Source organism: Pedobacter sp. KLB.chiD (genome assembly GCF_047040275.1).
Classification (GTDB): domain Bacteria; phylum Bacteroidota; class Bacteroidia; order Sphingobacteriales; family Sphingobacteriaceae; genus Pedobacter.
In genome coordinates this window covers 4,163,179-4,177,814 of the sequence record NZ_CP178207.1, presented here as the reverse complement: position 1 = coordinate 4,177,814, position 14,636 = coordinate 4,163,179, and the positions used below count along the sequence as shown (strand labels likewise).

Annotated in this window: 12 protein-coding genes; 4 read left to right on the top strand and 8 right to left on the bottom strand. The window is 38.2% G+C overall.

Going from position 1 to position 14,636, the window contains the following annotated elements; all coding sequences use genetic code 11:
- Positions 1–234 precede the first annotated feature (234 nt).
- Together ACK1I8_RS17120 and ACK1I8_RS17115 are read left to right on the top strand one after the other, a co-directional pair.
- Positions 235–1,614, top strand: a complete 1,380-nt coding sequence (locus ACK1I8_RS17120; protein WP_412466505.1) for a M57 family metalloprotease — start codon at positions 235–237, stop codon at positions 1,612–1,614.
- 746 nt (positions 1,615–2,360) lie between these two features.
- Positions 2,361–3,044: an FkbM family methyltransferase gene (locus ACK1I8_RS17115; RefSeq protein WP_412466504.1), complete on the top strand. Its 684-nt coding sequence runs from the start codon at positions 2,361–2,363 to the stop codon at positions 3,042–3,044.
- Here the strand turns inward: ACK1I8_RS17115 and ACK1I8_RS17110 are convergent, their stop codons facing one another.
- The 7 genes from ACK1I8_RS17110 to ACK1I8_RS17080 all read right to left on the bottom strand — a co-directional run bounded on the left by ACK1I8_RS17110 (position 3,045) and on the right by ACK1I8_RS17080 (position 9,995).
- Positions 3,045–4,370 carry a flippase gene (locus ACK1I8_RS17110; RefSeq protein ID WP_412466503.1) on the bottom strand — a complete coding sequence of 442 codons (1,326 nt, stop codon included), beginning with the start codon at positions 4,368–4,370 and terminating at the stop codon, positions 3,045–3,047.
- A 253-nt stretch (positions 4,371–4,623) separates the two neighbouring features.
- Positions 4,624–5,142 carry a DinB family protein gene (locus tag ACK1I8_RS17105; protein WP_412466502.1) on the bottom strand — a complete coding sequence of 173 codons (519 nt, stop codon included), beginning with the start codon at positions 5,140–5,142 and terminating at the stop codon, positions 4,624–4,626.
- A gap of 319 nt (positions 5,143–5,461) precedes the next feature.
- The gene (locus ACK1I8_RS17100; RefSeq protein WP_412466501.1) at positions 5,462–6,151 is read right to left on the bottom strand and encodes a YjjG family noncanonical pyrimidine nucleotidase; all 690 of its coding nucleotides are present in this window, start codon (positions 6,149–6,151) and stop codon (positions 5,462–5,464) included.
- 822 nt (positions 6,152–6,973) lie between these two features.
- On the bottom strand, positions 6,974–7,303 hold the full coding sequence (locus ACK1I8_RS17095; RefSeq protein WP_412466500.1) for a low molecular weight protein tyrosine phosphatase family protein: 330 nt from the start codon (positions 7,301–7,303) through the stop codon (positions 6,974–6,976).
- 46 nt (positions 7,304–7,349) lie between these two features.
- The gene (gene upp / locus ACK1I8_RS17090; protein ID WP_412469389.1) at positions 7,350–7,994 is read right to left on the bottom strand and encodes a uracil phosphoribosyltransferase; all 645 of its coding nucleotides are present in this window, start codon (positions 7,992–7,994) and stop codon (positions 7,350–7,352) included.
- A gap of 90 nt (positions 7,995–8,084) precedes the next feature.
- Positions 8,085–9,353, bottom strand: coding sequence for a DUF7033 domain-containing protein (locus ACK1I8_RS17085; protein WP_412466499.1), 1,269 nt, complete (start codon positions 9,351–9,353; stop codon positions 8,085–8,087).
- Between the two features lie 135 nt (positions 9,354–9,488).
- Positions 9,489–9,995 (bottom strand): DUF6702 family protein, encoded by a 507-nt coding sequence (locus tag ACK1I8_RS17080; protein WP_412466498.1) that lies wholly within the window; start codon positions 9,993–9,995, stop codon positions 9,489–9,491.
- Between the two features lie 186 nt (positions 9,996–10,181).
- Between ACK1I8_RS17080 and ACK1I8_RS17075 the strand changes: the two genes are divergently transcribed.
- Together ACK1I8_RS17075 and ACK1I8_RS17070 are read left to right on the top strand one after the other, a co-directional pair.
- Complete coding sequence (locus ACK1I8_RS17075; protein WP_412466497.1) at positions 10,182–10,766, top strand: HupE/UreJ family protein; 585 nt, start codon at positions 10,182–10,184, stop codon at positions 10,764–10,766.
- A gap of 11 nt (positions 10,767–10,777) precedes the next feature.
- Positions 10,778–13,150: a M1 family metallopeptidase gene (locus tag ACK1I8_RS17070; protein ID WP_412466496.1), complete on the top strand. Its 2,373-nt coding sequence runs from the start codon at positions 10,778–10,780 to the stop codon at positions 13,148–13,150.
- Positions 13,151–13,276: 126 nt separating this feature from the next.
- Here ACK1I8_RS17070 and ACK1I8_RS17065 read toward each other — a convergent pair whose 3' ends face one another.
- Complete coding sequence (locus ACK1I8_RS17065) at positions 13,277–14,437, bottom strand: ATP-binding protein (RefSeq protein ID WP_412466495.1); 1,161 nt, start codon at positions 14,435–14,437, stop codon at positions 13,277–13,279.
- Between the last annotated feature and the right edge of the window lie 199 nt (positions 14,438–14,636).

Sequence of the window (14,636 nt, the reverse complement as noted above, 5' to 3'; positions counted from 1 at the left end):
CTTGAGAGTAATAAAATTTCAATAAACTGACAGGGCCAGATAGCATTATTAATAATACGACATAGTTTGTATTATTAAATCTACTTTTGTGAAAATATAATATGTATTATTTAAAATATATTTCATACATTCGAAATATAGATATCAGTTGATCAGATTTTCCGAATTAAAAACCATGTAAACAAAAACATCACTCATTTTAAAAACTAAAACGATTTAAATTAAGCTTCATTTATGAAAACCAAACAAACCATCAAGGGCTTGCTTATGATTGCGGCCATCTCAATTTATTCCTTGGGCTGTAAAAAGAACGGGGAAAGTATTACCCAGCCAGAAGTAAACAAAAAGGACGCTGTTTTTACTTATATCAAAAGCCTGGGCTTTCCTGAATCATCAATTAAAGATTTAGGAAAGGAGTATCTTGTAGAGGAGGATATTACCTTTTCGAAGGATATGGAGATTCCTACGGCTACAGGGCCAAAAACGGAGCAATATTATACTGGTAATTTAGTAAGTTCCACGAACAGAACAAACATCAGGATTTATGTTGATGCATCTATGGCATCTTTAAGCGCAGAGGTAAATTCGGCCGTTAACCAATGGAATAATGTGCCAGGGGCTAATATTCACTTCAACCTTGTTACCAGTGGCAGTTATGACATTCTGATCAGAGATGAAAATTTAGGATATGGTTATTGTGGTGTTGCCCGTTTCCCAGTTAATGGAAATGCCGGCGGACTAATTAGAATAAACAAGGCCTATATAGCAGGGAATAGTTTTGATCAGAGACAACGCACAATTGCTCATGAGATAGGCCATTGTGTTGGATTCAGGCATACAAACTGGGCTTCAAGTGGCGAGCCACAAAACGGGACAGATGATATTGGAACACCTGCAAGCGCAATAGATGTTCCAAATGTTGGCGGTACTGATCCATTGTCTATCATGAATGGAGGCCAATGCGGAAGTGGTGCCGCATACTTTTCCGATAAAGATAAACAAGCCATTGCATCTTTATATCCGGTAATCACATCTGGCCCATCCGGAACATTATCAACAATGGTAGGAATAGATATTGGTGTAGATGATGGTGTTTATTTCTGGGGGTTATCTGGTTTAGTTACAAAAGGTAATTCTACATCGATAAATGGCCCTACACAGCAGTATTTTCTGCCTTCTGGTAAAAACTTCAGTGATGTTATTGATATGGCTATTTCTAATGCTGGCCGTGGTTACGTTTGGTATAAAGACGGTACCATGTCTGTAGGCCAGGGTATTGGTAACTTTGGAGATTATATTCTCCCTAAAAGTTATGTCCTTCCTGCAGGCAAAACACCGCTGGATATTGTTGGAATTGCTATTCTAAAATCAAATGATCATTGTTTTGCTTTTTACAGTGATGGTACGTTTTCAGAAGGAAACTCTACAAACCTCGGGGCTTATGCAGGGCTTCAAAGTTATGCCGTCCCTCCGGGAAAAACTTACAACGATATTGTTGACATAGGAATTGCCGCCAGTTCAGGCTGGTTTTATGCATGGTACGCTGATAATAAAATGTCTGTAGGAACATCTACAGATTTAAATTATTGGATTCCTTTAAAATCTATGAATTAATTGTCGTTGAAGATATTCTTTCAGTTACATTTCCCCTTGAAAATATTTCCGGGGGAAATGTTTCGATATAAATGGCTGTAATTAAACAATAAAGCCATCTAAATTTCCTTTAGGAGCCAGGCTAAAACCAGGCAAGTTTATAGTTGACGGATAGGATCCTACAAAAATAATATTGCCCAAACGATCGTTTGCAATAACTCATCTGTATTTTCTAGATGAGCCTCCGATGTTTTTGCACAAATTAATTTTCCATCAGGCGTATATTTGGCCATAAAAACATCATAATTACCATTCGAGACCAGACTAACCGGTGTAAATACCCGATAGATCAATGGTTATCATACTCCTGAAATTCCGGGCAATGTAGGCGTGATCATCTTTATCTACAGCAGCCCCGTTTTCCTTGCTTTCGCCAAAACCGCCTATATCTTTAACCCAATCCGGAATGGGCTGTTGTTGTGCATAACCTTTTAAAGAAAATAAAAAATGCAGAAAATATAATAACCTGTAAACAAAGAGATTTATTGTGCATTATAAGCGCATAAAACGGTTGTTTGGATCTAAGGGATCAATAAAAAAACAGCACAAATCTACGACAAATTGAAATGGCAGTTGGATGCTAATCCAGCATTTTTTTGCTGATTTTTAGTAGTTTAAAATCGGTAAGATGTTAGGTCTGATGACTAATATTGACACATTTTACTTAGTTTTGAAATCACTAGATTCAAACTAAGTAATTAAATTTTATGATTAAAGCGATAAAGAAGGTCCTGTTAAAATATTTACCCGTTAATTATTTCGCATACAGCAAATCATATTCACAAGATGGTGAAGATATGATACTCAAGGCGATTTACGAACAGAAAAAAGGATATAAGGGCTTCTTTGTTGATGTTGGGGCACATCATCCGGTAAGATATTCCAATACCAACTACTTTTATAAACGGGGCTGGAAAGGAATCAACATCGAACCAACTCCATCTGCAATTGGTGCTTTTAATACATTTAGAAAAAGAGATATTAATTTAAACATTGGTATAGGACCTGAAAAAACCAAACTAAAATTCTATTGTTTTAACGAACCTGCGTTGAATAGCTTTTCTGAAGAAGTTTCGAAAAGAATCGATGCTGAATCCGGTAAATATAAAATTATAAAAGAACTGGATATTGATGTACTGCCTTTAAGTCATGTTTTGGATCAACATCTGCCTGCTAATACCACTATCGATTTTTTGAGTATTGATGTGGAGGGCCTGGATTACCAGGTTTTACGCTCCAACAACTGGGATAAATACAAACCCAGTGTGATTTTGGTTGAAGAAAATGTTAATGTTGATGACCTCAGCCATTCACCGATATACAAATTTTTAAAGGATAAGGGGTACAGCTTTTTTGCGAAAACTTTACGGACCTGCGTTTACCGGTTATAATTATCGGTTAAATATTTTTTGAAATGCAGTAACAAGGAAGAGTGACTTTAACATCATGTAACCCTGTTGCCGTGTCTTTTTGAATAGCAGAATGAAAAAAGTGGAACAGAAATAAGCAATTACAGTGGCTATGGCCGTACCGATCATTCCCATTTTTGGTATCAGGATTAAGTTTAATATAATATTAACCGCTGCCCCAAAACCCGTGCGGATAAAAGTAAGTCGGCTAAATCCTTCCGCAATCAGATACTGGCCACTGGCTACACCCAGAAAAACGAAAATACTTCCCCATACATGCAAGGCCAATGCCGGTGCTGCAAATGCAAATTCTGGATTGAACAACAGGTAAATATATGGTGCGGCAAAGGTTACAAACAGGGCAAATGCAAGACTCAACCAGGCCATTAGATCGTATAAATTCTGAAGCCTTTTTTGATACCGTTCCGGATCATCTCTTCTCGCATTTAAAATAGCAGGAAAAAGTGAGGTTACAATAGCTACCGGCATAAAATTTAAAGCTTCACTAAGACTTACCGCTGTAGCGTAGGCTCCAGCCTCCGCAGTTCCATTCTGCCCCATAATTTCTTTTAGCATCAGTTGGTCTATTTTCATATAAACCGAAACCATGATCCCTGAAATAATTAATGGCCACGAAAAATGGAGTAATCTGATGGCTAATTTTTTATTAAAATTCCAGTTAAAAATATTCCTGCCTTTACGCTGATAAACATAAAAATAACCCACCGATAACAAAACGGTATCGAAAAGAAAGGAATAAACAAAATAAATCAATTTTGCCGAAAACATAATCAATGTCATTTTAATGAGTGCAGAGATAAGATTTCCCACAATCTGTACCTGCATAATATATTTCGACTGCACTTCGGATTGAAAATAAGAATCGATTACAGTTAAGGACTGGAAAAAACCCGTAAAAGATAATATCAGTATAATATGGTATGGAATATCAGAAAGCGGGCGGATAGTCCAGGCCAGAAAAATAGCAGGGATACAGATTAATCCGGCAGTAGCCTTCAATAAAAAAGCAGTTCCTAATATGGTATCTCTATTGCCTGGGAACTGATGAAGCTCTTTCACGATAAACTGATCGAGGCCAAGGCCCGCAATAGATGCAAATAGATAGGTATAAGCAATCGCACTTGTTAAAATACCATTATTAAAGGCTAATAAATAGTTCGCCACCATAATGCTAACAGCCATTTTAATAGCCAAACTGCCAACTCTTCCAAGCATTAACAATCCTGTATTTTTTAAATACTTGTTAAATGCGGCTTCATCAAAACCTTTTATGGCGGGTAATTTCATCAACGCAAAGATGTAAAAAAATGCGCGTTAAGTAAGATACTGCAAATTCAAAATATTTTATTGCCGCTTGAGCGCTTAACCTCCACTTTTTTTGGGGGCGCTTTTATCTCGGTAGTTTTGGTGTCAGGCGTAGGAATAAAAACCTACCCACTTCTTTTTCTCGCTATCATAACATGCAAAAAAGGATAACAGGCATTGGAGGGTAAAAAGCATATTTTATGGTCATAGATATCAGGATTAACCAGGTATTAATTCAGGGCTGGAAGCTTTTTCCTATTCTTTCTAACTGTTTTAGGTGATGCTTTAAATGTATCTCTATAAACCTAAGCCATTGTTTAGCATTTAAATAGCCTAATCTTGGGTGTTTCGTTTTGCTATTGGCTTTTGCATGTGCAAGTAATGCATAATTATCGTCCAAAGCTTTTTCAAATTCCAGGATCAAGTCGAGGGCTTCTGTTTTACTGATCTTTTTTACACGTCCTTCCAGCCGTTTCGGCACTTTATATTTTTGTACCGGAGGTAATGCACCCAGTAATAATATCAGTTTTACCATAAAATGAGTCGGTTTGCTTTCGCCCTTGCCGTTTGCGGCATGTTCAAAGGCTATTAATGAAAGTAGACTCGAATCAAAAATATGTGAATACACTTCACTATAACTCCAGCCAGAAATTGGCGGAGTAGTCTGGAAAATATCTTCAGGATAACGTGATAATTTCGATTTATAGGCATTCACAACCTGATGTATAGATGCCTTAACTTTTGTAGCCGTCATGTAATAAAGATAAGTTGAATTACCGCTTCTCCAAATATTTTAAAAATTCGTTTTTGTGGTAAGGAAATTCAAATGTCTCAGTCATTATAAAATAATTGTGCGGATTTATAACTGTTTGATAAAGGTTGTTGATTTTAAATATCTTACATCGAATTTTAATGCTTTATAGGTAACTTCTATGGATCTGCCATTGTTTTGAGCGAAACTGAGGTAGCAAAAGCCATTGCCGATCCTGAAAAGATGGCTTTTTCATTTTTATTAAGATTTGATTGGTGAGTGTTTCAGATTAATGCCAAAACCGGCAAAACAGGTGGTTACACTAAAAAAGTTTCAACAGTTCTTCTAAATGAAAGATCTCCTTTTTTACATCTTCAGGTTTTTCTTTCTGCAATGGATTAAAAAAGATGGCGTCTATACCAAAATTTAAGGCACCATAAATATCAGCTTCGAGGCTATCACCAATCATGATACTTTCTTGTTTTAGCGCCTTTGCCTTATCCAATGCATATTCAAAAATGATGGGACTGGGTTTGTTTGCGCCCACGTCTTCCGAGATAATTACATTTTTAAAATAGGGGTTAAGATTGGAAAGGTTCATTTTGGTTAAGGTGGTTTCCTTGAAACCATTGGAAATAATATGCAGTGTGTATTTTTGCTGTAGATAACCTAAAACATTTTCAGCACCTTCAAATAAATTGGTTTTGGTAGGCGAAATATTAACATAATCATCTTCAAACTGATGGGGCACTGCGTCAGGATGAATACCCAGTTGAATAAAAGTTTTGCTAAACCGCTCTGATCTTAAAAAATCTTTGGTGATTTTACCCAAATGATAATCGGCCCATAACTGATGGTTGTTTTCCGTGTAAGTGGTGATAAAATCGGCACAGGATTTAAGGCCAAGTGTATCTAACTGATAAGTGTGATAAAGTTCATTTAATGTTTCTTCAGCATTGCGGTCAAAATCCCAAATGGTATGGTCGAGGTCGAAGAAGATGTGTTTTTTCATTCGTGATATTTTCACAAAGGTAACTTAATGATCTTTGATTTATAAATAACCTGAGTTTGATTAAATGATTACCGTTTTCCGCTTGTACGCTTCGCTTCCTCGTACCTCGTTGCTGCAGGGTATCGCTGCAACCACGGCTAGGTGGCTACACCTGTATTTTATTTTCGGGGTACCGGATGCAGAGCCCTTGTTCCTAAACCTGATTGAAGCGGGCACGAAGTGAAACGGAGTAAAGCGTAAAGCAGGGCTACCCGCCGCCAGGGACCGCTGCATACTCATTTCCTAATTCTATTTGGGTTGGTTAGACACCGGCAGACTGCAAAATATTCTTATTGAAAGGAGCGCAGAGCCAGTATAAGACACTAAATGTCTTCCTGTTTTCCGCTTGTACGCTTCGCTTCCTCGTACCTCGTTGCTGCAGGGTATCGCTGCAACCAGGGCTAGGTGGCTACACCTGTATTTTATTTTTTGGGTGCCAGACGCAGAGTCCTTGTTCCTAAACCTGATTGAAGCGGGCACGAAGTGAAACGGAGTAAAGCGTAAAGCAGGGCTACCCGCCGCCAGGGACTGCTGCATGCTCATTTCCTAATTCTATTTGGGTTGATTAGACACCAGCAGATTGTAAAAATAGTCTTATTAAAGGAGCGCAGAGCCAGAATAAGACACTAAATGTCTTTCTGTTTTCCGCTTGTACGCTTCGCTTCCTCGCACCTCGTTGCTGCAGGGTATCGCTGCAACCAGTGCCTGTATTTCATTTTCGGGTTACCGCATGCTCGTTTCCTAAAACCTATTTGGTAGATCCGATACCAACCGATAGGATAATCATCCAGGTTCGGTTAGATAATGGGCAACTTTTGAATCAATTTCTTCGATAAGCTCCATATCCATGTATTGGTAATCATCCGGGATATCCATAGTAATGATTTCTTTTTCGCGAACTTCGTCAGGAAAACGTTCAGTAATTCTTTGTTTGTGTTTTTTCTCCATCACAAAAATCAGATCGGCCCAGGCTATCAGTTTTGCACTGATTTTAATCCTTGCTGATGGTTCGGTTCCGGCTGATCGTACCTGATGCTCGGGGTGATTTTTATACATGGTTTCGGCAGTTGCGCTACGCCATTTATTTCTACTGCATACAAAGAGAATATTCATTTTAATTGAGCATTATAAGACTCCGGACTTCAGACCGAGGACTAACCTAAACCTTCTCTCCATAAGCTAAATCCCCGGCATCGCCAAGGCCCGGTACAATGTAAGATTTACTGGTCATTTCCTGGTCTATTGCCCCGAGCCAAAGTTTTGCTTTAGGCAGGTTGGCACGTACATGCGCAACACCTTCGGCACTGGCTATTGCCGCAACGATATGAAGCTCGGCAATTTTGTAGCGGTTGATCAGCTCTTTACAGCACATCACCATGCTTTGTCCGGTAGCCAGCATCGGATCGGCCATAATCAAAACTTTTCCTTCTAAATCCGGGGTAGAAACGTAATCCATTTGGATCACAAAGTTGCCGCCATTATGCTCTTTGCGATAAGCGGAAATAAAACAGCATTCGGCTTTATCGAAGATGTTAAGCAGGCCTTGTTGGAGTGGAAGCCCTGCCCTGAGTATGGTAGCCAGAACGGGTTGTTCGCTTAAAACTTCGCAGGAAGATACGCCTAATGGGGTTACGGTTTCGCGGGCAACATATTTTAATGATTTGCTGATCTCGTAGGCAAAAAATTCGCCTAGCCGCTCCATGTTTTTGCGGAAACGCATAGAATCTTTTTGGATATGTTCATCCCGGAGTTCGGCTATGAAGGTATTAGCAATAGATTTTGTCTTGCTGATATCAAAAATCATGATTTTATTTTTGGAATATGATGGATTTGCAACAATTATGGGTTCAATCATTAAATTTAGCAATTCTAAGCTGAATAAGGTAAGTTAAAATCAATTCCCTGCATAACGCAATATTTCTTCGAAGAGTAATTTTAATTTCTTGTATTTCGGATGGCCTGACAAACTTTTCAGGCTCCAGCTGCTATAAAAAGCCCCGTTTACTACCTTAACCGCATCAATGTAGTGGTATATTTCTTTTATGGCCTCTTCTCGGGTTAAAAACTGGAGGCTATGGTCAGTTAAGCAATAAGAATTGATCATTAAAGGTGTAACTTTCTCGAGCTGGAGATCATACCAGTTGAACGGAGTACACGTACCCGCCCTAAATCCTGGTACATGGTTATAACCCATCGAATAATCTGAAGTAATTCCTGAATTAAGCATATTTAAATAACATACCGGGAATTTTAATGCATCCAGCTGTTGGCTGGTTAACGTGATGAGATCTGGATGTATTTTTTTGAGTTTCACCAAACCTTCTTTAATTTCAGTCATATTTTGTTTGTTACTGGCGCAGGGACTTAACAAACCGACCGATTGATTGCTCAAGGTTTTAGACATGTTATCTAATTTGAAAAAATCAATCGGGACATCAGGAAAATCGACAAAATAAAGAGGATTACTTTTTTTTGAAACAAAGATTTTTTTTACTTCTTCGAGTACTTGTTCATTATTGATGCCAATTCCCGTTAACCTGTCAAATTTCGAATTCAGATAATTATTCTCTTTTTTAAATAAAGTGCTGAAAATGAATTTGGTCTTATTTAAGAAACCCTCAGGCAAATGGGTTAACATGCTAAAATGGACGGTAGGCTGGTGATGAAATTTCTTTTCCTGAAATTTAAAGTTGGGATGTTTCTTTTTGATGAGACTTTTAATCATTAATGCCCACTCATCTATAATCGGCTTATCCAGTATCCGCCATTTATGCTGATAACTTTTTGATGCCTTAAAGGCGTCCTCAGTATTTTGCTGATGCAGGTATTCTTCGTACCGGCTGATCATAAAAAAGGAAGCTGCAAAAACATCAAATGGTAAGGCAGACCGACTGACCGGAAAAGGTACCTGGTATTCGCCAAACGATACGGTTTTGGGTTTAACATCTTCTACTTTATTGGAGAAAAGCAATGGTGTGCTTTTAAAGAAAATTTCGTCGCCCAGAGGCGCATCACCGTAACTGATTTTAATGTGTTCGCTTTGCAGAAAGTATTGACTGTTGCCTGTAAATTCTATTTCTGCTTTAAGGATATCTTTAAAAATAAAATTGAAGATATATTTAATCCGGGGCGTTAATATGTTGGAGAAGATGATTAGCTGCATAACTTATTTTTAACAACACGGTATTTAAAAAAAGAGTACAAGAATATATCTTAGCCAAATATTAACCTAAAAATATTGACCATTAAAATTAACGGTAATTTAACACCGGGCCATTACCTAATACAAAAATGGCAGTTAAAAGTTTGCCGTGAATTTCTTTTCGGGATAAAGGATTTTGGTGCTTTTACGGTTGTTGCCCTTCACCACATGAACTATACTCATCTGGTCATCGAACATATCGTATAAAATGCTGTCATTAACTTCAACAGATTTTAAGGTTGCCACTTTTTCAACTTCGAGGTAAATATTGGTGGCTTCGTGATCGATCTCAAAACCGATGTAGTTCAGGGCAACGGTTTTGCCATTGGCTTTTAGCTGTAAATGAGCAAGCAGGTACTTTTTTACCAGTTCATCCATAGCGTTCTTTAAATTTGGATTGCCCAGATCGATTTTTTGTTTGTATAATCTGGCCAGAATTGCCTCGAAATCGTCTGAAAAGATTTTACAGCTTACTTCTAATGTTTTATCTTTTGCATTAAAGTTAACTTCAGTAGTGCTTACATGTAAGGGATGTTTTGTTTCCGCCTTAACCGAAAAAAAAGCACAGCACAAAAACAGCAGGATATATTTTAGTTTACGCATCGGGTTTTTGTTAAGAAAGAACAAAGTTATACTTAAAGCCAATCAGATTATGGGTGTAAATAGCCAAAACGGTAACAAATTTACTATTTATGCTTTTATTTGAAGGATATTTGGGGTTTTATAATTAAAAAATATAATTTTAACTGTTGTAAACTATTTTAGTTCCAATAGTTAGCTTATTAGTCAATGCCCTTACAAGATTTTATCTTTTATTTTAAATTGGGTTGGGCGCACATTATCAGTGCGGATGCTTTAGATCACCAGCTATTTGTTTTAGCCCTGGTGGCTATTTATAGCTATGTTAACTTAAAGCAGGTACTAATATTGGTTACGGCCTTTACCATCGGCCACTCATTTACCTTGCTTTTAAGCGTGTTGGATATCATCAGATTTGATAGCAAATGGGTAGAATTCCTGATTCCCTGTACCATCGTCATTACGGCAATCAGCAATTTGTTCAGGAAAAATTTTTCTTTAAAATCAATCAAGATCAATTACTTTTTGGCATTGGGTTTTGGGCTTATCCATGGAATGGGCTTTGCAAATTCCATCAGGATTATGTTGGCGAGAGATCAGCAGATTGGTTGGGGGCTGTTCGGCTTTAACATAGGCTTAGAGGCCGGACAGGTTTTTATGGTCATTATTATTCTTTTAATCACCTTTTTAATTTTCAATTATACCCGCATAAAACGTATAAGTTGGGTTTTATTTATATCAGCAGCCGTATTTAGTCTGGCTTTAAAAATGGCTTTAGAACGAATTCCTTTTTAATGAAATGTACAATGAATAAACTATTTACTTTAACTGGCCTGCTCTTCTTTTCCGGAAGTTTGGCTATCGCTCAAAATATTCAGAATAACCCTGGCAGTAACCATGGGAATAAGTTTGAGCAGCTGGGTACTATTTTACCTACCCCGAACGAACAGCGTACGGCCAGTGGGGCGCCTGGCGTAAAATATTGGCAGCAGCGTGCCGATTATAATATCAAATGTGAGCTGGATGAAAAAAATCTGTTGTTAACAGGCGCTGAAACCATCACCTACACCAACAATTCTCCTGATCCTTTAACCTATATCTGGCTGCAGCTTGACGAAAATGAGCATAGTGCAGATAGAAATGCAAACTACCAGGATGCGACAAAAATGCCCGCAATAGGCACCACTAAAACTTTAGATCAGTTAAGTGCAACCGGCAACAATGGTTATGGCATCAATATTACCAAATTAACCGATGCAGCCGGCAAAAGCCTGCCTTATACGGTTAACAAAACCATGATGAGGATTGATTTGCCGATAGCGTTAAAAACCGGACAGAAATTCATCTTCAACATCAATTGGAACTATAAAATATCCGACCGGATGAGTGTTGGGGGCCGTGGTGGTTATGAGTTTTTTCCAGGGGATGGGAACTACCTGTTTACCATGACCCAGTGGTACCCACGTTTATGTGTATACAGCGATTTTCAAGGGTGGCAGAACCATCAGTTTACGGGTAGAGGTGAGTTTGCCTTAACTTTTGGCGATTTTAAAGTACAAATGACAGTTCCGGCAGACCACCTGGTGGGTTCAACCGGAGAGTGTATTAATTATAGTGCTGTTTTAAGCCCAACACAGTTAAGCCGTTATAATGCTGCAAAAACGGCTGCGGCACCTGTAGAAATTCAAACCTTGGCCGAAGCTAAACTGGCAGAAACCAAAAAATCTACAGCTAAAAAAACCTGGGTTTTTAATGCAAACAATGTCCGCGATTTTGCCTGGACTTCTTCCCGTAAATTTATCTGGGATGCCATGCCTCAAAAAATTCAGGCCAATAACAATACCGTAATGTGTATGAGTTTTTATGGAAAAGAAGCTTACAACTTATACAGTAAATTTTCTACACGTGCAGTGGCACATACCATTAAAACCTATTCAGATTTCACCATCCCGTATCCTTATCCCGTTGCGCAGAGTATCGAGGCAGCAAACGGAATGGAATATCCGATGATCTGTTTTAATTATGGCCGTACTGATGCAGATGGTACCTATAGCGAAAGCACAAAAAATGGCATGTTAGGGGTAATTATTCATGAAGTTGGGCATAATTTTTTCCCAATGATTGTAAATAGCGACGAGCGCCAGTGGACCTGGATGGATGAAGGACTAAATTCTTTTGTAGAGTATTTAACCGAAGAACTTTGGGATAATAAATTTCCAAGTAAAAAAGGACCGGCCTATACCATTGTTGATTACATGAAACTGCCTAAAGATGAGCTGGAGCCAATTATGACCAATTCTGAAAATATCGCACGTTTTGGTCCAAATGCCTATTCAAAACCGGCTACGGGATTAAACATTCTCCGCGAAACGATTATGGGCAGAGAACTTTTTGATTATGCGTTTAAGGAATATTCTAGACGTTGGGCCTTTAAACATCCTCAACCTGCTGATCTTTTCCGTACCATGGAAGATGCCAGTGGTGAAGATTTAGATTGGTTTTGGAGAGGATGGTTTTATGGAACCGATCCATGTGATATCTCTTTAGATAGCGTGAAATTTGCAAAAGCTGATTTTCCTAAAGAAGTTCCTGCTGCCAGATCCAGAATGGTTAAAATTGATAAACCTGCCGTAAATGCTTTTGAGGATATTTCTAAAATCAGAAACCGAGAAGACAAAAAAATCAGCTTCTATGTAGATAAAAATACTGCGGCTCAGGATTTTTATTATAAATACGATAGAGGCCTGGTTACTGTTGATACCACTGTAGCAACGAAAATGGATATGTCACCACCTATAGAAGCGGTTGCAGAGGCCGATCAAAGTAAATATGCCAACCAGTTTTTATACGAACTGAGCTTTAGCAATAAAGGTGGTTTGGTGATGCCGATCATTGTAGAATTTACTTATAAAGATGGAACAAAAGAAATAGACCGTATCCCTGCGCAGATCTGGAGACACAATGAACTTAAAACTTCTAAATTCTATGTGAAAAACAAAGAGGTTGCTTCAATTTTAGTCGACCCTCTGCGTGAAACTGCTGATATTGATACCTCAAATAATAGCTGGGGAGGTAAAGCAAAAGAAAGCAAATTCAAAGTTTACAAAATGAAAGCTGGCGGCGCCGTAAGAGGGCAGTCGGTTGGTAAAAACCCAATGCAGGCGGCTGCCGGGAAATAATTATATGATTTCAACAATCGTCATTTCCAACTTGATCCGATAGCTAGCTATCGGATCGGAATCCCAAAGCTTTCGCATGACGAGATTTATCAAGATCCCCGTTGGACTTTTTTCAGCGGGGATTTTTTATTGAATCTGAGGCAAAATGTTCAACAGAAAATTTCTCAGGTTGGTTACCGTTATATCATTTGAAGATGGGTAAGTTTCGCTTTTTGGTGTAATGATGTACTTATACTTTGGTTCCAGGTCTTTTATACAGCTGATAAAGCCTTTTGATACTGATGGCGCATTCGATAGTTTAATTTCAATGCATGCTATTGGCGTAATACCCTGAACAAGGATTAGATCACATTCCGCTCCGGTTTGAGTCCTGTAAAAGAAAAGCTCAATCTGTTTGGCTTTCGTTTGATAAATCTGTTCAATTACATATCCTTCCCAGGACGCGCCTACCGCCGGGTGACCAAAAAGATCGTTATATCCTGGAATATTTAATAAACGATGGAGAATTCCCGTATCCCGTATATATGTTTTAGGCGATTTAATTAGCCGTTTTTTGGCATTAACAAACCATGGCTGTAATCGCCTGATCAAAAAACCTCCCGCTAAAAAATCCAAATACCGGTTTACAGTAGGTGCGCTAACGCCTAACGATCTCGCAAAAGATTCGCCATTAAATAAGTTTCCATTCGAATGTGCGAGCATACTCCAGAAATTTCTGAGGAGCATAGTGGCTAAATCTACACCAAACATTTTTGCTAAATCTCTTTCTACATAACTTACGATAAAATCATCAATCCACTCTTTACTAAGCAAGTCGTTTTCTGATAACAGGGATTCCGGGAATCCGCCACGAAACCAGTGCTGTTCGAAACCTATGTTATCCGGTAGTTCAGTTAGTCCGATGGGACATAATTCATGATAAGAAATTCTGCCGGCAAGTGTTTCAGAAACACCTTTAACCAGTTCTGGTGAAGCAGAGCCCAACAAGATAAATCTTCCCGGTGTTCTTTTAGCATCAATCAGTGGGCGTAATAAAGCAAATAATGAAGGTAATAACTGTACTTCGTCAATAATTACAGTATGATCTTGGAGGCTTTCCAGAAAGGTGTAAGCATCCTGTAATTTAGCAACATCTCTGGGGTTTTCCATATCAAGGTATATGTAATCATGGCTTAAATCTTTTGCCAAGGTCGTTTTTCCGACCTGTCGTGGCCCGAGAATAGCAATAGCAGGAGATTTTTTAAGTCTATTTCTTAATTGGGCTGCAAGATTTCTGATGATTAACATACACAAATATATGTATAAACCTAGTAAATCGAAAATCAAACTTTTGATTTACTAGGTTTGTATATGTTTAAATGCTTTAAAGCAATATTCTATTCTTACCAAATTAGCTTTATCATTAGAGATTGTAAATTGATCAATTTATAACTTTCCTGACTTTCGCCTGTTTTACTCTTTAGCTGCTAATCGTATATTTGATATA